Origin of the sequence: Candidatus Palauibacter sp. (assembly GCF_965213655.1) — a bacterium.
In the GTDB taxonomy this organism is placed as follows: domain Bacteria; phylum Gemmatimonadota; class Gemmatimonadetes; order Palauibacterales; family Palauibacteraceae; genus Palauibacter.
In genome coordinates this window covers 1,863,726-1,884,107 of record NZ_CBDBZT010000003.1, presented here as the reverse complement: position 1 = coordinate 1,884,107, position 20,382 = coordinate 1,863,726, and the positions used below count along the sequence as shown (strand labels likewise).

Below are 20,382 nucleotides of genomic sequence, written 5' to 3'. Positions count from 1 at the left end.
AGTCCCTCACGTGGAGGTGTCGATGTCCTTCTTGCCACGAACGGGATCGGCCGGGCGGCGCGCACGTGCGCTGACGCTGGCCATCGCAGCAGGAGTGCTGGCCGCCGGCCAACTCGGCGCCCAGGCCCCTCCCAGGGCGCGCGATCTCGGGATTCCCTTCCCGGGACTGCCCGGAACCCTGAACGCGATCACCGATGTGGCTGGCGTCCGTGTCGGGCACGCGACGATCATCGAAGGGGAAGGGGCGCTCGTCGTCGGCGAGGGGCCCGTGCGCACGGGGGTCACCGCCGTGCTCCCCCGCACGGAGAGTTACGAACCGGTCTTCGCCGGCTGGTACTCTCTCAACGGCAACGGTGAGATGACGGGGACGACCTGGGTCGAGGAGTCGGGTTTCCTCGAGGGCCCGGTGATGATCACCAACACGCACAGCGTGGGGGACGTGCACCAGGCGACCATCGAGTGGTCGCGGGACGCGGAGGCGAACCACCCCATCGCGCCCGGCATCTGGTGGAGCCTGCCCCTCGTGGCGGAGACCTGGGACGGACGGCTCAACGATATCAACGGGTTCCACGTGGCGAAGGAACACGTGTTCGCGGCGATCGAGAGCGCCGCCCCGGGCCCCGTCACCGAGGGATCGGTCGGCGGCGGAACGGGCATGGTCTGCAACTCCTTCAAGGGCGGGATCGGAACCTCATCGCGGCTCGTGGGGGATTACACCGTAGGCGTGCTCGTGCAGTGCAACTACGGGCGTCGGCCGGAACTGCTGATCGCGGGTGTGCCGGTGGGGCGGGAACTCCTCGACTGGACCCCGCCCGCCGGCTCCGGCGGCCCGGCTGATGTTGGCGGCGCCGGCGACGCGTCCGACTTCGACGGTCTCGGTTCGATCATCGTCGTCGTCGCGACGGACGCTCCGCTGCTGCCGCACCAGCTCAAGCGGCTCGCGCGCCGGGCGCCGATCGGAATCGGGCGCATGGGGGGCTACGGGGCGAACAGCTCCGGGGACATCTTCATCGCCTTCTCGACGGCGAACAGCGGGGCGTGGAGCCGGGGAGAGAACACGACTGTGGAGATGATGTCGAACGACGCAATTTCGCCGCTCCTGCTCGCGACGGCCCAGGCCACGGAGGAGGCGATCACGAACGCGATGGTGGCGGGCCGCACCATGGTGGGGCGCGACGGGAACATGGTCCCGGGGCTTCCGCACGCCGAGGTGCAGCGCATCCTCGCGGCGCACAATCGACTGGAGAGACCACAGTGATTCCCGCACTGAAGGCAAACGGAAGACGGGGTTCGGCCGCCATGTGGGCCGGGCTGCTCCTGGGCGCGCTCATACCGGGATCGGCGGGGTGCGCGGCGCCGGCGGCCGAGCAGGCGACCGGGGCTATCGCCGAGGCTGTGGAACGCTCGCTGGGCAGGGGGACGGGGAGCTTCGACCACTCCGACTGGGACCGATTGCTGCGCGAGGGCACCGCCGACGGGCTGGCCGACTACGCCTACATGGATCGGCATCGCGCGGATCTGGACGCCTACACCGACCGCCTGGCCGAAGCCGATCTCGGCGCTCTCGAACGCGATGAACTGATGGCCCTCCTCATCAACGCGTACAACGCGCTCACGGTGAAGGCCATTCTCGATCACCCCGGCGTCGCCTCGATCCGGGAGATCGACGGCGTGTGGACGGAACTCGAGTGGACGGTGGGCGGCCACGCGCTGACGCTCGACAACATCGAACACAACGTCCTGCGCCCCTTCTTCCGCGATCCGCGCATCCATTTTGTGGTCAACTGCGCCTCGCTCTCCTGCGCGCCGCTTCCGGGCTGGGCGTATACGGGACCCGCACTCGAGGCCCAACTCGAGGAACGATCCCGGGCTTTCCTCACGGATCGCGACAACGTGTCGCTGGAGGGCGGCAAGCTCCGGCTCTCGCGCTACTTCGATTGGTACGGCTCCGACTTCACCGAGGCTGGCTGGGAGCCGCGGGCGGAGTCGATCCCCGCCTTCATCGCGCCCTACGCCGGTGAAGAGGTGCGGGCCGCCATCGAAGCGGATCCCGGGATCGCGTTCGAGTTCGCCGACTACGACTGGTCGCTGAACACGGTCGAAGTCCTCTCGACTTCGGCCGGGGATGCGGATGCGCCGAGGCTCGTGACGGCCTCGCTACTGTCGCTCCAGGAGTCGGAGGAGGGTCTGGGCCTCGGGGCGCGGATGGTCACCTGGCTTCGGGAGACCGCGGGCGGACTCGGGTGGCTGGGCCCCTTCTTCTACGGACTCGTGTATGCCCTGGCCGTCGTGCTCTTCGTTCCGGGTTCGGCGCTGACCTTCGCGGCGGGCCTCACATTCGGGCTCGGGCTGGGGACTCTCACCGTGTTCATCGCCGCAAACGCCGGTGCTGCGCTCGCATTCGTCGTCGCCCGCTACGTGATGCGCGACCGCGTAGAGAGACTGCTCAGCAACCGTCCCGCGCTGCAGGCGATCGACCGCGCGGTGGAAACCCAGGGGTGGCGCATCGTCTTTCTGACCCGCCTCTCCCCCGTGTTCCCGTTCAACGCGCAGAACTACTTCTACGGCCTCACCGGCGTGACCTTCTACCAGTACGTGGCGGCCTCGCTCGTCGGCATGCTCCCGGGCACGGTGCTCTACGTCTACATCGGGGCGGCCAGCGCGGAGGTCGCGGAGGCCTCGGGAGGGGCCGCCAGCTGGGGGCAGACCGGGCTGCTCGTGGCGGGGCTCGCCGCGACGGCCGCCGTGGTCGTGCTCGTTACCCGCGTGGCCCGGCGCGAACTGCAGAAGGCTCTGGCCGAGGTGGAGGACGCTCCCGACGCGTCGTGATCCGGTGATGGCGCGGGCCCCGCGGCATTCTGCGCCGCGGGGCCCGGGGAATCCGTCCCCGTCAGGCGCTCCCGGTCAGGAACCGCCGAGGACGACGCGGCCGCCCACGTACAGTCCGCGACCCGGCGCCGCGAAGCCCCAGACCTCCTCGTAGACCGAGTCGAGCAGGTTCTCCGCGCGCACCGTGAGGGTGAAGCCCGGCCGGCCGCCGCCGCCGGCGAGGTCGAAGCTGGCCGAGAGATCCAGCACAGAGTAGGCGGGGAGCGATACCGGCTCGGCGGGGAAGGAGGAGAAGTCCCGGTCCTCCCGCTCACCCACGCGCCGCAGGCTCACGTCCAGACCCACCCGCGATGAGACGGGATAGAAGGCCGATGTCGTCATGGTGTGCTTCGGCCGCCGCAGCAGCGCCGAGCCTTCCACGAAGGTTGCACTCGGCCCCTCGTCGAAACCCGAGTCCTGCACCTCGGTGTCGAGGTACGTGTAGCTGCCGGTGAGCCGCAGACGGCCGACCTCGACGTTCGCCTCGGTCTCGAGCCCGCGACTGCGGGCCTTCGCGACGTTGAAGAAGTTCGGATCTCCCTCCGCCGGCGGAGAGCCCGTGTACTGAATGAGATCCCGGTAGCTCTGGCTGAAGCCTGTAAGCGAGAGCTTGAGCGAACCACCGAACTCCTGGTCGATGCCCCCCTCGAAACTCGTAGAACGTTCCGGCGTGAGGTCGGGGTTTCCGGTGACGAAACCGGTGGCGAAAGTCTCGAAGAACGTCGGTTCCTTGATGCCGGTGCCGCTCGAGACTCTCAGGCGCGTGCCGGAGGCTTCCGAGCGCCAGGCGGCGCCGCTCCGCCAGGTGGCCGCGGCGCCGAACCGTTCGTCGTCCTCGGCTCTCAGCCCCGCGTTCACCGCCAGCGCGTCGCGCACCCAGGCGATCTGCGCGTGGAAGGCCCGGTTCCACCAGTCGCTCTCGGAGTTGCCGGAACTCCCCCCGAACTGGGAGAAGGACTGGTTGAAGCCGCGGACGGACTGCCGTTCCTCCTCGTATCCCGTCGTGACCGCCAGCCCCTCGGAGGGACGCCACACCCCCCGACCGCCGGCCGTGACGCGGCGGGTGTCGGTGAGGCTCTTGAAGCCGAAGAAGCCCAGGCTGTCGGCGGGACTGTCCGGCGCGTCGTCCGTTCCGCGGTCCGATTCCCAGACGTTGAGGAAGAGCCGTGTCTCGATCGCATCCGTCCAGCGGCGGCCCGCATCGATGTTGACGGTGAGCGCGTCGGCGAACGAGTAGGCGTTGTGGTCGACCACGTTACCCGATCCGTCCGTGGGATAGTGGAAGCGCGAATCGTTGTAGCGGGTTGCGAAGGTCGCGTCGGTGTCCGGGTCCAGGTTTGCCTGTACGCGCCCCGTGGCCGTCGTCTGCCGGTGCTCGTTGTTGAAGGCGAGGATCCCGTCGGTCGCGCTCCCGCCGAGCGAGAAGGCGTAGGAAAGCCCGCCCGTGCCCCCGGAGAGGTCGCCCTGCCAGCGCGTCGTCCCGAAGCTCCCGGTCTGGAAGGAGAGGCCGCCCCGGGGAGACCCCGCCCCGCGGCGCGTGAAGATCTGGATCACGCCGCTCACGGCGTCGGAGCCGTACAGTGCCGAAGCCGGTCCGCGCACGATCTCGATGCGCTCCACGTTGTCGGTGGTCAGCGAGGCGAAGTCGTAGGATCCGCCAGGCTCGTTCACGCGTACGCCGTCGACGAGCACGTGGACGTAGTCCGACTCGCCGCCCCGCAGGAACACGGAGGTGATGGCGCCGAACGATCCGTTGCGGGCGACCGACAGCCCGGCGATCTGCCGAAGCGCGTCGGACACGAACTCGATCCCGGCCCGCTCCAGTTCCTCGCCTTCGATGACCGTCGTGTTGGCGGCCACGGTCCACTCTGGCTCGGCCAGGCGGTAGGCGGTTACGACGAGCCCTTCAAGGCTGATGGGTTCCTGCGCGCGAAGCGGGGATGCGGCGAAAACGGCGTACGCCGCCGCGGCTACAGCGAGTCCGTGAAGTGGGCGCCCGCGCGCCGGGTTCACATGTCTCATCTCGGCTCTCCCTTCCCGCGGAAAAGAGGAGGGAGATGTCCGAGGTGTGCCGTACCCGGAGACGACCCTCACCTCCCCGCGGAGGTGTGTTGTGGGCGCCGGATGGGCACGTCTCCTGGCTCGAGGCCGCCGGGGCTCGCCTTCCCGGGACCCGCGCGGGTCCCAGTGGCACGTCCGAGTCGGCGTTCCGGGAAAAAACCGGTCCTCTCACAGTGGCGGGGCCGCGCCGGTTTCACACCGGCTTCCGTGAGCCCCCCCGGCCAATTCTGTCGTGCCCCGAGGATGAGCCGACCGCCCCCGCCGGTCAACTCCCCGGCCTCTCCTTGACGCGCGGAAGAACCCGAAGACGGCCTGACCCCCGGGGCGAGCCGGAGGCGCCTCAGGAAAGCTCGTCCACGCGGTGGCCGAGGTCGCGGAGCTTGGTGACGATCGCCGCGATGTGGTCGGGACCCCGGGTCTCGATCGTGAGTTCGATGCCCACCCTGCCCACCGAGATGTCGCCGAAGGCGCGCGTGTGTTCGACGTGCAGCACGTTCGCGCCCTCGATCGCGACGAGGGCCGTCACCTCGTTCAGGTAGCCCGGGCGGTCGCGGACGACGACCGTGAGGCGCGCCAGGCGGCCGTCGGCCCACAGCGCCCGGTCGATGACCCGCGACACGAGGTTCATGTCGATGTTGCCGCCCGAGAGGATGCAGACGGTGACGTCGGACGAGCCGAGCTCGACCTTGCCCTCGAGGACGGCGGCTGCGGACACCGCTCCACCGCCTTCGACGACGAACTTCTCGGACTCCAGCAGGAAGAAGATCGCCCGCGTGATCTGCTCTTCGTCGATGAGGATCACGTCATCCACGAGCGCCGCGAGGTGAGGGTATGTGAGGTCGCCGATCCGCTTCACCGCGATCCCGTCCGCGAGCGTGTCCGAGTTCTCGAGGTGCACGGGCTTCCCGGCCGCCAGCGACTCGCGGGCCCCCGGTGAGGCCGCGGCCTCCACGCCGATGACGCGCACGTCGGGGCGCTGCGCTTTCACGGCGGTCGCGATCCCCGCGATCATCCCGCCTCCTCCAATGGGGACGATGACCGTCGTGAGGTCGGGCACCTGTTCGAGGATCTCGAGGCCGATCGTCCCCTGACCCGCCATCACATCCAGGTCGTCGAAGGCGTGGACGGGCGTCAGCCCCTCCTCGCGGGTCAGGCGATCTACGAGCGCCATCCCATCGGAGAGGGTCTCGCCCGTCTGAATCACGTGGGCGCCGTAGCCGCGCGTGTTGGCGATCTTGATGAGGGGTGCGTGGACGGGCATCACGATCGTGCAGGCGATCTCGAGCCGGGACGCGTGGTACGCGAGCGCCTGGGCGTGGTTTCCGGCGCTGGCCGCGACGACGCCCCCTTCGCGCGCCCCCGGGCCGAGGCGAAGAAGCTTGTTGAGCGATCCGCGATCCTTGAACGATCCCGTACGCTGCCGGAACTCGGTCTTCAGGTGGAACCGGCCGGGCGCCCGCGCCTCGAGGGCGAACGACTCCGGGCACGTAGTCCGCACCACGCCGGAGCGGATCCGATCGCGGGCCGCGACGATGTCTTCGTTTCTGAGCATGAGCATGAAGACCCGGTTACCGGTGACGAGGTTCCGCGACGGGTGTCACGACGCGAGCCGGCGTAACCGGTCGATGGCGCCGGCGGTGTCGAGACGCGTCAGGTCGATCGCGTGTCCACCCTCGCCGCCTTCCTCGATCCAGCGGCCGACCATCGCGCTGGGGACGGACTCTCGCGGCGAAAGCACGGCGGGCGCCCGCAACTCCGCCACGCGCACGGCATAGCAGGCGTCCTCGACGGCCTTCTCCCAGGCGCCGTCGACCCACTGCACGCGATAGCGCCGGAGCACCTGTCCTCGCGCCACGGGTTGGAGGGTGCGGTGCGTGTCGTCGACGTCCGGGAGCACGATGAGCCACGAGTGCGGCTCGGCCTCCGGCTCCAGCGAGAACCGGAGTTCCTCCAGTTCCTCGATCCAGTCGAGACGCAGTTGCGCCTCTGCGGCCCGCTCGAACTCCAGCTGTTCGGAGGCGGCGTCACGCGCCTCCGTGAAACGGTCCAGGAGTTCCCATGCGTAGTCACGGTCGACGAGCAGGCGCCCCGCCGCATCCGCCTGCCGCCGATAGCCGTTGAGTCCCACGCGGCGCGCGCAGGGGGCGGTGCAGAGCCCCATGTCGAACTGCATGCACGGGCTCCGGTCCGCGTCCGGGCGTACGACCTCGGCGCAACTCCGCAGCCGGAAGATCTTCTCGACGAGTCGGCGGATGCGGTCCGGCAGTCGGCGGCTCCAGAACGGACCGACATAGCGGGCCTCGGCCCGGCGCGGCCGCCGCACGATGCGCAGCCGCGGGAAGGGTTCGTTCCGGCGCAGTTCCAGGTACCAGCCGGCGTCGCGCCGCTTGAGCGCCTTGTTGTAGGGCGGACGCTGGCCGAGGATCCGCTCGACTTCCACAAGTCGTGCCTCCAGATCGCTGCCCGTGGGATGCGCCTCCACGCTCCTGGCGATCCGCAGCATCTCGGCCAGCCGCTCGTTCGATGGCCCGCCCGAGTAGAAGTATCCCCTGACGCGACGCCGCAGGTTCACGCTCTTCCCCACGTAGAGCGGATGCCCGTGCGCATCCACGAAGACGTAGACGCCCGGGCTCGTTGGAAGATCGGGCACCCATTCCGGGACCGGCGTCGCGCGCGGGATCGCGAAACCTCCTCAGTCTTCAGCCTTGGGATTCCTTCGGAGCCCTGCCGTTTGCAGGACGGGGAATCTCGGCTTCGGGTTGTGTTCGGTCAAGCGCGCCGGCGACGTCGGCTTCCGTCGAGCCGCCGTGATTTGGCCGACGCCCGCCGGCCGCGCATATTCGGCCGCCATGATCGCGCTCATCACCGGCATCACGGGACAGGACGGTTCCTACCTCGCCGAGTTCCTGCTCGACAGGGGATACGAGGTGCACGGCGTCGTGCGCCGGTCCTCGGTGGAGAAGTACGACCGGATCTCGCACCTGCGGGATCGGGTCACGCTCCACCAGGCCGACCTCCTCGATCAACTGTCGCTCATCCGCGTCCTCGAACGCGTGAGTCCGCGCGAGGTCTACAACCTCGCCGCGCAGTCCTTCGTCCCCACCTCCTGGGAGCAGCCGCTGCTCACGGGCGAATTCACGGCGCTCGGGGTGACGCGCGTGCTCGAGGCGATCCGGGCCGTAGACGACGGGATCCGTTTCTACCAGGCCTCGTCTTCGGAGATGTTCGGGAAGGTGCGGGAGACACCGCAGAACGAGGACACGCCGTTCTATCCGCGCAGCCCGTACGGCGTCGCGAAGGTGTACGGCCACTTCATCACGGTGAACTACCGCGAGAGCTACGACCTGTTCGCGACGAGCGGGATCCTCTTCAATCACGAGAGTCCGCGGCGGGGCCGGGAGTTCGTCACGCGCAAGGTGAGCTGGGAGGCCGCGCGCATCCACCACGGACTGGTCGACCGCCTCCCCATCGGAAACCTCAAGGCGGAGCGCGACTGGGGGTTCGCGGGCGACTATGTCGAGGCGATGTGGCTCATGCTGCAGGCGCAGGCGCCGGAGGATTACGTGATCGGGACCGGCGTGACGCACTCCGTCCAGCGGTTGATCGAGATCGCCTTCGATGAGATCGGGCGCGACTGGCGGGAGTACGTGGAGCAGGATCCGGCACTCCTGCGCCCGGCCGAGGTCGAGCGACTCTGCGCCGATCCGTCGAAGGCGAAGCGGCAGCTCGGCTGGCAGCCGCGGATGTCGTTCGAGGAGATGATCCGCCTCATGGTGCGCCGCGACATCGAGCGCATCGAGAACGGGACCGTGCCGGACCGATAGCCTCGGCAGCCGCGAGTCAGGTCCGCAGTCTCACGAAGAGCAGCAGCCCGGTGCCGAAGAAGATCGTGTTCGGCAGCCAGGCCGCCGCGGTCGGCGACAGCGCCCCACCCGCACCCATCGCTTCGGCGATCCGGATCAGCGTCAGGAAGAGGATCGTCGTGCCGAGCGCGATTCCGATCGAGGTCGGTGCGCCACCCCGCTTGTTGCTTTGCGCCAGCGGTATCCCGAACACGGCGATCACCAGGCAGGTGAAGGGAAAGGCGATGCGCAGCGCGCGAGAGGTTCTCAGCCCGTTCGTGGTGCCGCCCGAGCGTTCGACGGACTCGATGAGACGCCCCAGTTCCGCGTAGCGCATCTCGTCCGGTTCCTTGGGTCTGGCCTGAAGTTCTTCGGGCGTCTCGTCCAGCTGTCGCACGAACATCTCGGCGAACTCGTAGGCGTTTTCCTGTTCCTGCCCGACGAACTCCCGCATCCAGCCCTGCTGGAGAACCCACTGCGAGGACACCGAGTCGTACTGTGCCGTGTTGGCCGTGATGTGTACGGTCGGGAAGTCGGGCTCCGATCCCCGCCGCTCGATCTGGACGTCGTCCATCCGGCCCTCGCGGGCGTCGAGTAGCCGCGCCTTGTAGACGAAGCCGTCATCCCCACGGTAGACGAAAGAGTTGCGGATCGTCTGGCTGCGGGCCTCCTGCTGCTCAAGCACCTCGGCGGATTTCCGCGTCGTCACGGCGACGAGTTCGGTGAGCCCGAGCGCGACCAGACTGAGCAGTATGGCGCCGCAAACAAGCGGAAAACTGAGCCGATAGAAGGAAATACCGCCCGCCTTGGCCGCCGCGACCTCGAAGTTCCGGGACATGGAAGCCACCGTGAACACGGACCCGAGCAGGGCGGCAATCGGAAACCCGAGCAGCGACTGGTAGGGGAACTCGTACACGTAGTGGAGGACGATCTGGGACCAGGTGGACCCCTGGTCGAGGAACCGGTCGAGGTTGTCGGCGACATCGATGACCATGAAGAGGAAAGGCACACCGAGCGCGCAGGCCGCGAATATCCTCAGGAACTGGGTAAGCACGTATCGGTCGAGCAGCTTCACGGTGTCAGCGCATCACCTTGGTGGAGCGCGCCAGGGCCACGAGCCCGGCGGCGCCGAAGAGGACGTTCGGGGCCCACATGGCCCAGAGCGGCGAGATCCAGAGGCGGTCGGCGAGTCGCTCACCCCCGATGAGCGAGACGTAGTACGCTCCGAAGATGCCCAGACTGACGCCGACGACGAGCGCGACACCCCCGCGCGGGAAACGGACGGCGATCGGGGCTCCGAGAAGCACGAAGACGATGCACGCGGCCGGGATCGTCCCCTTCTTGTGAATCTCGACCCAGTATTGATTGATCCGGCGCAGGCCCGTGACCTCGCGATCGGCATATGACTGGAACTGGTTCGCGGCATCGAAGGCGGTGTAGAAGCGGCGGGCCGCACTCTCGGCGACCTGTGTCGTGGAATCCGGCGCGGCGCCTTCTCCGCCCGCGGGGGAGGTGGAATCCGGACCCTGCTCGAATCCCGGCGTCGCGGGGATGTCGTCCTCCCAGGCAGGGAAATCGTCTTCCCGGGTGGGGATCTCGTCTCGCCGGGCGGGGATCTCGTCTCGCCGGGCGGAAAAATCGTCCTCCAGGGCGGAGATGTCATCCTTCCAATCGCGTATGTTGCCCGCCGGCCCGCGCCCGGCCCCCTGAATCGGAGCGTCTTCGAGAGGTTGCTCGAAATCCAGCAGCATCCGGGTGATCGCCTGCGTGTACACAAGGCTCTCCGACCGCGCCGCGTCCGCCATCGCCACGCCGCGGTCCGCCTCCGCACGCATGTCCGCGATGTTCATCTCGCGGTCGCCGCGTACGGCTCCGAGGGTGTCTCGCTCGAGCCCGTTCATCACTTCGGGGATCTTGAGGAGCATCCGCTCGAAGGCGATGCGCCGGAAGGCGTGGGGTCGCTCGTTGAGGCGCACCTGGACGACGCCATCCTCGAGGTCGAAGTAGAGGTCCTCTCCGCTCTCCGAGAAGCCCATCGCCCCCTGTTTCGCGTAGATGGTGCGGCTCTCCTGGCCGTGCCGCTCGTCGTAGATCGCGACATCGTGGACCACGCTCTGCTCCCGGTCGATGGCGCCGGGGTGGACGTACAGACGGGACGGGAGCACTGCGTTGATCGTATGTTCCCGCAGGGAGAAGGTCGGGGACTTGTGGCCGATCCCGGTGAGCAGCACCTGCAGGTGATGGTTCGCATCCGGCAGCACCGTGTTGTTGAACCAGGTCATGCCGCCCGCCACGATGGCCGCGCACACGAGGAGCGGGGCCATCACGCGCGACAGGGGGATGCCGCTCGCCTTGATGGCGGTGACCTCGAAATCGCCTTCCATCCGGCTGAACACGTAGAGCACCGCGATGAGCACGGCCATCGGCAGGGTCTGGGCAATGATGAAGGGGATCGAATACACGAAGACTTCCGCGATCACCGTCCAGTCGAGATCCTTGCCGATGAGTCTCTCGAAGCGCTTGCTCACCTGATCGAGGAGGAGCAGCACGGTGGTGCCGATGGCGGCGAAAATGAACGGCCCGGCGTGACGGCGCAGGATGTAGCGGGTGAGAGTTCGCATCGTCCCGAGATTACAGTGTTCTTGGGCCGTTGTCAGCCCGGGCGGGTCTTCCCGGGGCTGGCTCCGCCCCGCGCTTTCATCACGATCCGCCAGCTTCTGTACCATAATGCAGCCCGATAGATCCCTGCCAAGCGCAGGTGCTCCGCCGCGCCGGGTCGCAATCGTGCTCATGAGCGCGGTCGGAAGCACCGTCCAGGGGCTGCCCATCGTGGCCTCGCTCCGGCGGGCCTGGCCCGGCGCCCACATCACCTGGGTGCTGCAGCCGGGCCCGGCGACGCTGATGGCGGGCTGCCCGGATGTCGATCGGCTCGTGCTCTTCCACCGGCGGTTCGGGGCCCGCGCCTACTCCCGCTTTCGGCGCGCAGTGGCTGGGGAAGCGTTCGATCTCGTCATCTGTCTGCAGCCGAACTTCAAGGGCGGGCTGGTCACCCGCATCCTCCGTGCCCCCGAGCGCCTGGGGTACGATCGGCGTCGCGCGCGCGACCTCAGTTGGTTGGCCACGAACCGCCGCATCCCGCCGGCTCCCGTGGCCCACGTTCAGGATGAACTCTTCGAGTTCCTCGACCATCTCGGCGTCCCCCGGCGCGAGGAGTGGGATTTTCACTTCACGGAGGAGGAGCGGCGGGTTTCCGCGCGGTGGAGAGAGAGGTTCTCGCGCCCGGTGCTCGCGGTCGTGCCGCGGAGTTCGAACGCCCGGAGAAACTGGACCCTCGAGGGGACGGCCCGGGTAATCGATGTGGCGGCCAACGATCTGGGCCTGCAAGCCGTCCTCCTGGGAGGAGACTCCGAGGAAGAACTGCGGGACGGCCGCCGCCTCGAAGAGTTGTGCAGTATTCCGCCGCGCGTGGCTCTGGGGGGGACGCTGAGGGAGTTGGCGGGCCGGCTCGCCGCGAGCGATCTCGTGCTGGCGCCGGACACGGGTCCGCTCCACATGGCGGTGGCGCTGGGGACGCCGACCATCGGACTGTACGGGTACACGGACCCCAGGCGTAGCGGCCCCTACGGCCGGTTCACCGACCTCACGGTGGACCGGTCTTGCGACCCCGGCGGCTCCGGCGGCGGGCGCAAGCCGTCGCGGAGCACCCGGCCCGGGCGCATGTCGAGGATCCGCGTCGAGGACGTCTTGCTTAAGCTGGAGCGGGCCATCCGCTCCTATCTGAACGCCTGAAAGGCTTCACATGACCGAAGGGACAAAGACCGTGGCGGGCCGGATCCTCTGGGTGGACGACGAAGTCGACCTCCTGCGTCCGCATCTCATGCTGCTGCGGTCCTCGGGGTATCACGTCGACGCCGTGATGAACGGCCAGGACGCGATCGAACTCCTGACGGCGGCTTCCTACGATCTCGTGCTGCTGGATGAACGGATGCCGGGGCTGCGCGGCATCGAGGTCCTCGACCGTATCCGGAGTTCGGCCCCGCGTCTCCCCGTCGTGATGGTCACGAAGAGTGAGGAAGAATCGACCATGCACGAGGCGATCGGACGCCGGGCGGACGACTACATCGTGAAGCCGACGAGCCCCCGGCAGGTGCTGTCCGTCGTGACCCGGCTCCTCGCCGGACCGGCGCTGCGCCACGAGCACATCACGCGCGACTTCTCGCGCCGCTTCGGCGAGTTGCGGGAGCGGGTCTCCACCGCGGCCTCGTGGGAGGATTGGGCCGAGCTGTACTCGGAGGTCGTCGACTGGGACCTTAGGCTGGAAGAGGCCGGCGAGTCGGGGCTCCGCGAGATCTTGAAAGGGCTGCACAGCGACTTGAGCCGCGGGTTCTGCGATCTCGTGGCGGACCGGTACGGGGACTGGGTGCACGAGGACGGTGAGCGGGGACCGACCCTCTCGGTGGACGTCCTGCCCCGTTTCTTCCGACCGATCCTCGACGAGGATCCGGCGGCGCTGCTGGTCGTCATGGACTGCATGCGGCTGGACCAGTGGCGGGCGGTCCTCCCCATCGTCAGCGAATATTTCGAGATCGAGGAGGCGCTCTACGCGGGTCTGCTGCCCACGGCGACCCCGTTCGCGCGCAACGCGATCTTCGGAGGCGTCTTTGCGGATGAACTCGCCGAGAGTCACCCGGAGTGGTGGGAGCGGGGGAGCGAGATCGGCTACAACTCGTTCGAGGACGAACTCTTCGAGCGGCACATCCATGAGCTGATCGCGTCACGGATCCCCGTGCACTACGAGAAGATCTTCTCTGCCCAGGGGAGCGAGCCCATGCTGGCGCGGCTCGGCGGTTACCTGTCGTCTCCTTCGGCCACTGCCCTCGTGTTCGGGTTCGTGGACATGCTCACGCACGGGAGGGCGCGGTCGCGACTGATCTGGGAAATGGCGCAGGACAACAGCGCGCTGCGCTCGCTCACGGTGACCTGGTTCGAGCGTTCACCGGCGCTGAAGGCGCTGCGGCTGGCCGCGCAGCGGGGCGTGCGGGTCCTCCTCACGACGGACCACGGTTCGATTCACTGCCGTCGTCCCGCCACGATCTATGCGGGACGCGATGCGTCGACGAGCCTGCGCTACAAGATCGGCGACGATATGAAGGTGGAGAACCCGGCCGCGGTCATGTCGACCTCGGACGCCGACGAGTGGCGACTGCCTCACCGGGGGATGAACCAGACCTTCGCCCTCTGCCGCGAAGACTACTTCTTCGTCTACCCGACGCGGTTGCGGGAATACCAGAATCGGTATCGGGACAGTTTCCTGCACGGGGGCGTGAGCCCCGACGAGATGGTGCTTCCGGCCGCGTTGCTCACGCCGCGGTGACCCGGTGAGCCCGGGCCGGCTCGGCGAGGGCGCCTCCTCGTATCGGCGGCTGTTCCGGTTCCTGCGCCCCTATCGCTGGACCTTCCTCGCGAGTCTGGCGCTCGGCGTGCTCGCGGCCGGACTCGAAGCGTTCAGCCTCCTCCTCCTCATCCCCTTCCTCCGTTCGCTCTTCGGCATGGGGCCTCCCCTGCCGGGCGGCGGACGAAACGCGGCGGAGCGCTTCATCGACGGGATCGCGGGGGGGTGGCTCGGTCCGGAAACGGGGCTGGACGGGCTGCGGGCTGTCTGCCTGCTCGTGCTGGTGGCGCTCCTCCTCAAGAACCTCTGCATCGTCGGGGGACGGGCACTCTCGATCCGCACGCAGGAGTTTCTCGTCCGCGATGTGCGCAACGCGGTGCACGCGCACCTGCAGCGTCTGCCGCTCGCCTTCTTCGAACGCGGCAAGGTGGGGCAGTTGATCGCGCGCGTGATCACGGACGCGGGGGAGGCGAAGCCGGTCGTAACGGACGCGCTCGCGCAGGCCGTGCGCCAGGTGGCGACGCTCGCGGCGTACGCGGTGGCGCTCTTCGCGCTCTCATGGAGGCTCGCTCTGATCGCCGTCATCCTCCTGCCGCTCGTGCTGCTCGCCCTGCGGCCGCTTCTCGGCCGGCTGCGCGAGAGGTTCCGCCGGACGTGGGACGATCAGGGCGAACTCGTTGCGGCGCTGCAGGAATCGCTGGGCGCGGTGCGGCTGGTGAAGTCGAGGGTCGCCGAGGCCTTCGAGGAGAACCGGTTCCGGCGCCGTACGGACGCGTTCAGCCGCCAGCGGATCGCGGCGGCCACGACCCGGCACCTCGCCTCGCCGGTGTCCGAGGTGCTCGCGTCCATCGTGGCCCTGGGCCTCGTCTGGATCGGGGCGTCGTTCACGGGAAGCGGCGGGTCCCTCGCACCCGAACAGTTCGTCGCCTTCGTGACCATCGCGCTGCGCGCCATCTCGCCGGTGAAGGGGTTCGCGCAGTATCCGGCCATCGCCGCGCAGGGGCTCGCGGCGGCCGACCGTTTCTTCGAGATCCTCGACCAGAGCCCGGAGCCGGCCGGAGGCGGGCGGGTCGCTGCGAGTCCCGAGCGGGAGATCCGGTACGAGGGCGTGAGCTTCGCGTACGAGCAGGGGCGGGCCGCGCTGCAAGACATCGACCTCGTCATCCCGCGCGGATCCGTCGTCGCCATCGTCGGGGCATCGGGGAGCGGGAAGTCCACGCTGGTCGACCTGCTTCCCAGGTTCGCGGACCCGCAGACGGGACGGGTCACGATCGATGGCACGGACATCCGGGAGTTCTCCGTGGACTCGCTCCGCCGGCTCGTGGGTCTCGTGGGGCAGGAGGCGGTGCTCTTCCACGACACGGTGACGGCGAACATCGCCTACGGGGACGAGGTGCCGGACCCGGCGGCGGTCGAGGTGGCGGCGCGGATGGCCGGGGCGCACGGCTTCGTCACCGGGCTGCCCGACGGTTACGACACCGTGCTCGGCGACCGCGGCGTGCGTCTGTCGACGGGCCAGCGCCAGCGCATCGGGATCGCGCGGGCCATCCTTCGTGATCCCCCGATCCTCATCCTGGACGAAGCTACGTCGGCCGTGGACGCCGAAACGGAGACGGCGCTCAGGACGGCGACGGCAGAAGGCTTTCGCGGCCGCACGGTGATCGTGGTCGCCCACCGGCTTTCGACGGTGCGCGAGGCCGACCGGATCTTCGTCCTCGAGCGCGGGCGGCTTGTGGACGCCGGGCGCCATGACGCGCTCGTCGCGCGCGATGGGCCGTACCATCGGCTCTTCGGCCACCAGATCGAACGGGTCTCGCAACCGTGAAAGACCGGGCGGGCCGGGCCGGTCGGCGCGGCGGGCGGGGTGCCGGCCGACGGCTTGCGGACGCGCTCGTGGACGGCGGGGTGACCGGCCTGCATCTCGGACTGCGCGCCGCGCCGGAACCGCTGACGTTAGCGGCAGGGCGGGCGCTGGGGACGCTGGCTCGCGAACCCCTGCGTGTGCGCCGCCGCGTGGTGGACGCCCAGATCGCCGCGAGCTTCCCGACCGCGACGCCGGGCTGGGTGCGCGCCACGTCCCGCGCCTGCTACCGCCACTTCGGCGAGGAGGCCGCGCTCCTCATGGGCGGTCCGCCCCGGGTCGAACGCAGGCTGTCTCGCGTGGTCGATGAGGCCGGGCTTGGCCCGCGCCTGCACGCGGCGATCGCGGAGCGTGGGGGCGCGGTGGTGGTCTCCGGGCACCTCGGCAACTGGGAGCTTGGAGGCGCGGCTGTGCGGGCGCTCGGAGTGCGCGTGACGGCGGTCGTTCAGCGCCAGCGAGGCGCCTTCGGCCGTCGGCTGTGCGAGCTGCGCGCGCGGCTGGGGCTGGATGTGCTCGACCGCGACGAGGCGGCGCGGCCGGCGCTCGACGCGCTGCGTTCCGGCCGGATCCTGGCCCTTGTGGCCGATCAGCATACCCGCCGCGGCAGCGCCCCTATCGACTTCCTGGGCCGCCCAGCCTGGACCTCGCTGGCCCCCGCGCGTTTGTGTCTGGCGGCCGATGTCCCTCTCTTCTTCGCGGCGTTGGTTCGAGACCCATCGGGGTACAGGGTCGTCCATGAAGAGATCGACCGGGTTCGGCCCGGCGCCGACGGCGACCCGGTCGAGACCACAACGGCGTGGGTTCGGGTGCTGGAGAGGGAGATCGAGCAGCGGCCGGAGCAGTATTTCTGGTTCCACCGGCGCTGGAAGCGGGTGACTCAGCGCGGAGAGGGCGCATGATTCACATCGGAATTCCGGTTCACAACGAGCGAGAGACCATCGGTCCGCTGCTGTGGCGTATCCGCGAACTCCTTTACGGCGAGCGGCGGCAGTTTCACGTGCTCGTCTGTGATGACGCCTCGGACGACGGGACGGACGGAGCGCTCGAACGGTATCCGCGCGTTCTCCCGCTGACTGTGCTCCGCAACCAGGAACGACGGGGTTACGCGGCGAGCCTCGACCGGCTCGTCCGGGCGACGCTTCACCGCTCCGGCTATCCGCGCCGCGACGCCTTCGTCTCCATGCAGGGTGATTTCTCCGATCCGCCGGAGCGGCTGCCGGAGATGCTGCGCCGCTTCGAGGGCGGGGCCGATCTCGTCACGGTCGCGCGCGGCGAGTCGGAACCCTTCACGCGGCGTCTGACCCGGGCCGGCGGCCGGCTCTGCGCCCGTCAGCTGCTCGCGGCTCCGGCCGTGACGGATCCTTACGCCTCTCTTCGGTTATATAGGTTGTTCGCTCTGGAACGCGCCGTCGCCGCGGGCGATGCACAGCTGTTGCAGTACGAGGGTTGGGCCGCCAACGCCGCAATGCTCCTGCGGGTATGGCCGTTTGTACGAAGATTCGAGGAGATTCCGCATGATCCGCACCCCCTCCGCCGATACCGAGACGCCCGTTTCCGGGCCGGCGAGCAACTGCGGCAGCTGTTTGCCGCCGGCCGCGACCGCGCCCTGCGCGAGATCGGTCGGCAGATCGCCGCAGCGGCCTGACATGCGGAGCCGATACCAGCCGCGCGGGGCAGTGTTGTGTCTGGCGCTCCTGGTCCCTTCGATTTCGGCACCGTCCGGCGCGTTCGGACAGGGCGACGAACGCGGCGCGGCAGATGACCCCTTCTCCGAGAGTTGGCCGTTCGAGGTCGGGGAAACCTCCGAATACGCCGTGCTGTTCGGGCCCGTGAACTTCGGGCGCATGCATCTCCAGGTCGAAGCTCAGGACACGATCCGCGGCACGCACGCCTACCGACTCTCGATGCGGATGAAAGGGAGCATTCCCTTCTACAAAGTGGACGACCGCACGGTGAGTTGGCTCGCGCCCGATCCCTACCGGTCGCTTCGCTTCGAGGAGAACCTCCGCCAGGGCGGATACCGCCGGCAGCGCCGCTGGGAGCTGGACCACGAGGCCCTCACCGCCACAAGGCACGACTGGAACGAAGAGGCGGAGGCCTATCTCCCGCACCGCCGGCAACGCGATCTTCCGATGCCCGAGGGAGCGCTGGACGAGATATCCTACCTCTACCTGATCAGGACCCTCCCGCTTGAAGTCGGCCGGACCTACGAGTTTGAACGCTACTTCGAGGAGGACGGAAATCCCGTCGTCGTCGAGGTCCTCCGGCGCGAGCGCGTGCGCGTGCCGGCGGGGACGTTCAACACGATCGTGCTGCGTCCGATCATTCAGACCGATGGCCTGTTCGGAGAGGACGGACAGGCGGAGGTGTTCATCTCGGACGACGACCGTCGCGTCATCGTGCAGATCAAGAGCCGCATGAAGAGAGGCAGGGTGAACATGTATCTGCGCGACTTCGAGCGGAACGAGGCGGAGGCTGATCGTTAACGGTCGGCCCGGAGCCGGCGAAGTAGCCGCCACGATAGTACGACACTCCCTTTTTGCCGTGGTGCGTCCTAGGTTAGTCTCGAAAGCCTGTAAGGCGACGACGACCAGCAGGAGGTGCCTTGAGCAAAGGAAATCATGTGCCGAATTCAAGTGACCGGGCCCGCGACGAGTTGTTCAGCCACATCCGCCGCTGTGGCGTGCTCGACGCGGAAGAAGAGCAGCGGCAAGAGTGGTTCGACGACACGATCCAGTACCTCGGAGAGCGATATCCGGAGTTGACGCCGGGTGAGCTGTCGGTCCTGCGCACCATCGGCGAGCGGTACTGTGCCCCGGCGATTCCGCACGGAGGCGCGGCCGAGCGGTCAAAGCAGGAAGCCCAGATCTAGGACAACCGGCGAGGTAACGTAGCCTGAACGAACCCCCGCCCCCGGACAGACCGGGAGCCACACCATCCGCTAGTCGGACGTCCGAATGGACCTCGGACTCGTTCTGAGGCTCGGCGCGGTCATCGCGCTCGTAGCGGCGAACGCCTTCTTCGTTGCGGCGGAGTTTGCGCTCGTCAGCGCCCGACGCACCCGCATCGACGAATTGGCCGATGCCGGCGATCGTCTGGCCGGCGTCGTCCGCCGGGCGCAGGGTAATCTCGACCGCGCGATCTCGGGTACCCAACTCGGGATCACGATCGCGTCGCTGGGCCTCGGATGGATCGGCGAGCCGGCGCTCGCAGGGTCGCTCGAAGCACTGTTCGGTGCGCTTGGCTTCGCGACGGGGCCCGCGGCTCTCCACACGACGGCGATCGTCGTCGCCTTCATCATCATCACCTACCTTCACATCGTGCTCGGCGAACTCGCACCGAAGACCGTCGCGCTCCTGCGTCCCGAGACGGTGAGCCGCTATCTGGCCGGTCCTCTCCTCGCGTTCAACCGGGTGGCGACGCCGGCGATCTGGCTGCTCGACGGCTCGGCCCGCCTCTTCCTGAGGCTGATCCGCGCCCCCGTAGGCGATACGCACGGCGCAGAGCATGCCCACAGTCCGGACGAGATCGAGGTGCTCGTGCGGCAGAGTCTGCGCGAGGGGGTGGTGGAGAAGGACGAACAGGCGATGATCGAGGGCGTGTTCGATCTCACGCATACCGTGGTGCGGGAAGTGATGACGCCCCGGCTGGACATCGTCGCCGTCGGGGCCGGGGATCCCGTAAAGGTGATCCTGGAGGTCGCGGCGAAATCGGGGCACTCGCGGCTTCCGGTCACGGGAGAGTCGCTGGACGACATCGTGGGCATCATCGTCGTGAAGGATCTGCTCGCGGAGGTCGTCGCCGAACGTCCGGCGGGACTCGTGGCGCGCGACGTGATGCGGGAGGCGCTCTTCGTCCCGGAGTCGAAAGCGGTGGACGACCTTCTCGCCGAGATGCGGGCCCGGAAGACGCACATGGCCGTCGTTGTCGACGAGTTCGGCGGCACGGACGGCATCGCCACCCTGGAGGATCTCCTCGAGGAGATCGTGGGTGAGATCTACGATGAGCACGACGAGGCGGAGATGGGTCTGGAGGTGGGATCCGATGGCTCGGTCGGGCTCGACGGGGGTGTCTCGTTCGCGGATCTGCTCTCGGGTCTGCGGCTCGATGATCTCGAGGAAGCCGAGGAATACGATACCGTGGCGGGTTACGTGATCGGCACGCTGGGCCGCATCCCGGAGCCGGGAGACAGGGTCCCGCTGGGAGACTTGCGGCTTCAGGTCGCGGAGCTGGTCGAGCGGCGGATCACGCGGCTCACTCTCCTTGGTGTGGACGAAGAGACGGTGCGAAGACTGTGGGAGGCCCTCGAATCGTGACCGGATCCGGACCTCCCCGGAACTTGCTCACGCAGTGCTCGC

At 68.5% G+C, this 20,382-nt stretch carries 16 protein-coding genes and 1 riboswitch; of the genes, 11 read left to right on the top strand and 5 right to left on the bottom strand.

Annotated features, from left to right (window positions below; all coding sequences use genetic code 11):
* Nucleotides 1–22: 22 nt before the first annotated feature.
* Together ACOOGH_RS10495 and ACOOGH_RS10490 are read left to right on the top strand one after the other, a co-directional pair.
* Complete coding sequence (locus ACOOGH_RS10495; RefSeq protein WP_420448862.1) at nucleotides 23–1,258, top strand: P1 family peptidase; 1,236 nt, start codon at nucleotides 23–25, stop codon at nucleotides 1,256–1,258.
* A complete protein-coding gene (locus ACOOGH_RS10490) occupies nucleotides 1,255–2,829 on the top strand; it encodes a VTT domain-containing protein (protein WP_420448861.1) in 1,575 nt (524 codons plus the stop codon). The genes ACOOGH_RS10495 and ACOOGH_RS10490 overlap by 4 nt, the downstream gene beginning before the upstream one ends.
* 75 nt (nucleotides 2,830–2,904) lie before the next feature.
* On the opposite strand, the gene ACOOGH_RS10485 is transcribed toward ACOOGH_RS10490, so the two are convergent.
* The 3 genes from ACOOGH_RS10485 to ACOOGH_RS10475 form a co-directional block, all read right to left on the bottom strand.
* A complete protein-coding gene (locus ACOOGH_RS10485; RefSeq protein WP_420448860.1) occupies nucleotides 2,905–4,890 on the bottom strand; it encodes a TonB-dependent receptor plug domain-containing protein in 1,986 nt (661 codons plus the stop codon).
* A 108-nt stretch (nucleotides 4,891–4,998) separates the two neighbouring features.
* A riboswitch (cobalamin riboswitch) is annotated at nucleotides 4,999–5,138 on the bottom strand.
* Nucleotides 5,139–5,269: 131 nt separating this feature from the next.
* Nucleotides 5,270–6,487, bottom strand: a complete 1,218-nt coding sequence (ilvA, locus tag ACOOGH_RS10480) for a threonine ammonia-lyase (protein ID WP_420448859.1) — start codon at nucleotides 6,485–6,487, stop codon at nucleotides 5,270–5,272.
* A 39-nt stretch (nucleotides 6,488–6,526) separates the two neighbouring features.
* Nucleotides 6,527–7,579, bottom strand: a complete 1,053-nt coding sequence (locus tag ACOOGH_RS10475; RefSeq protein WP_420448858.1) for a hypothetical protein — start codon at nucleotides 7,577–7,579, stop codon at nucleotides 6,527–6,529.
* A 199-nt stretch (nucleotides 7,580–7,778) separates the two neighbouring features.
* On the opposite strand from ACOOGH_RS10475, the gene gmd reads away from it, so the two are divergent.
* Complete coding sequence (gene gmd, locus ACOOGH_RS10470) at nucleotides 7,779–8,753, top strand: GDP-mannose 4,6-dehydratase (RefSeq protein WP_420450113.1); 975 nt, start codon at nucleotides 7,779–7,781, stop codon at nucleotides 8,751–8,753.
* 16 nt (nucleotides 8,754–8,769) lie between these two features.
* Here the strand turns inward: gmd and ACOOGH_RS10465 are convergent, their stop codons facing one another.
* The gene (locus tag ACOOGH_RS10465; RefSeq protein ID WP_420448857.1) at nucleotides 8,770–9,846 is read right to left on the bottom strand and encodes an LptF/LptG family permease; all 1,077 of its coding nucleotides are present in this window, start codon (nucleotides 9,844–9,846) and stop codon (nucleotides 8,770–8,772) included.
* A gap of 4 nt (nucleotides 9,847–9,850) precedes the next feature.
* Nucleotides 9,851–11,392 (bottom strand): LptF/LptG family permease, encoded by a 1,542-nt coding sequence (locus ACOOGH_RS10460; protein WP_420448856.1) that lies wholly within the window; start codon nucleotides 11,390–11,392, stop codon nucleotides 9,851–9,853.
* A 169-nt stretch (nucleotides 11,393–11,561) separates the two neighbouring features.
* Between ACOOGH_RS10460 and ACOOGH_RS10455 the strand changes: the two genes are divergently transcribed.
* The 8 genes from ACOOGH_RS10455 to ACOOGH_RS10420 all read left to right on the top strand — a co-directional run bounded on the left by ACOOGH_RS10455 (nucleotide 11,562) and on the right by ACOOGH_RS10420 (nucleotide 20,340).
* Nucleotides 11,562–12,560 (top strand): glycosyltransferase family 9 protein, encoded by a 999-nt coding sequence (locus ACOOGH_RS10455; protein ID WP_420448855.1) that lies wholly within the window; start codon nucleotides 11,562–11,564, stop codon nucleotides 12,558–12,560.
* Nucleotides 12,561–12,570: 10 nt separating this feature from the next.
* A complete protein-coding gene (locus tag ACOOGH_RS10450) occupies nucleotides 12,571–14,145 on the top strand; it encodes a response regulator (RefSeq protein WP_420448854.1) in 1,575 nt (524 codons plus the stop codon).
* Between the two features lie 4 nt (nucleotides 14,146–14,149).
* Nucleotides 14,150–15,988: an ABC transporter ATP-binding protein gene (locus ACOOGH_RS10445; protein ID WP_420448853.1), complete on the top strand. Its 1,839-nt coding sequence runs from the start codon at nucleotides 14,150–14,152 to the stop codon at nucleotides 15,986–15,988.
* A complete protein-coding gene (locus ACOOGH_RS10440) occupies nucleotides 15,985–16,923 on the top strand; it encodes a lysophospholipid acyltransferase family protein (protein ID WP_420448852.1) in 939 nt (312 codons plus the stop codon). Before ACOOGH_RS10445 ends, ACOOGH_RS10440 begins: the two co-directional genes overlap by 4 nt.
* Nucleotides 16,920–17,669 carry a glycosyltransferase family 2 protein gene (locus tag ACOOGH_RS10435; RefSeq protein ID WP_420448851.1) on the top strand — a complete coding sequence of 250 codons (750 nt, stop codon included), beginning with the start codon at nucleotides 16,920–16,922 and terminating at the stop codon, nucleotides 17,667–17,669. The genes ACOOGH_RS10440 and ACOOGH_RS10435 overlap by 4 nt, the downstream gene beginning before the upstream one ends.
* 1 nt (nucleotide 17,670) lies before the next feature.
* Nucleotides 17,671–18,510, top strand: coding sequence for a DUF3108 domain-containing protein (locus ACOOGH_RS10430; protein WP_420448850.1), 840 nt, complete (start codon nucleotides 17,671–17,673; stop codon nucleotides 18,508–18,510).
* A gap of 119 nt (nucleotides 18,511–18,629) precedes the next feature.
* Nucleotides 18,630–18,896 (top strand): hypothetical protein, encoded by a 267-nt coding sequence (locus ACOOGH_RS10425; RefSeq protein WP_420448849.1) that lies wholly within the window; start codon nucleotides 18,630–18,632, stop codon nucleotides 18,894–18,896.
* Between the two features lie 85 nt (nucleotides 18,897–18,981).
* A complete protein-coding gene (locus ACOOGH_RS10420; RefSeq protein ID WP_420448848.1) occupies nucleotides 18,982–20,340 on the top strand; it encodes a hemolysin family protein in 1,359 nt (452 codons plus the stop codon).
* Nucleotides 20,341–20,382 lie beyond the last annotated feature (42 nt).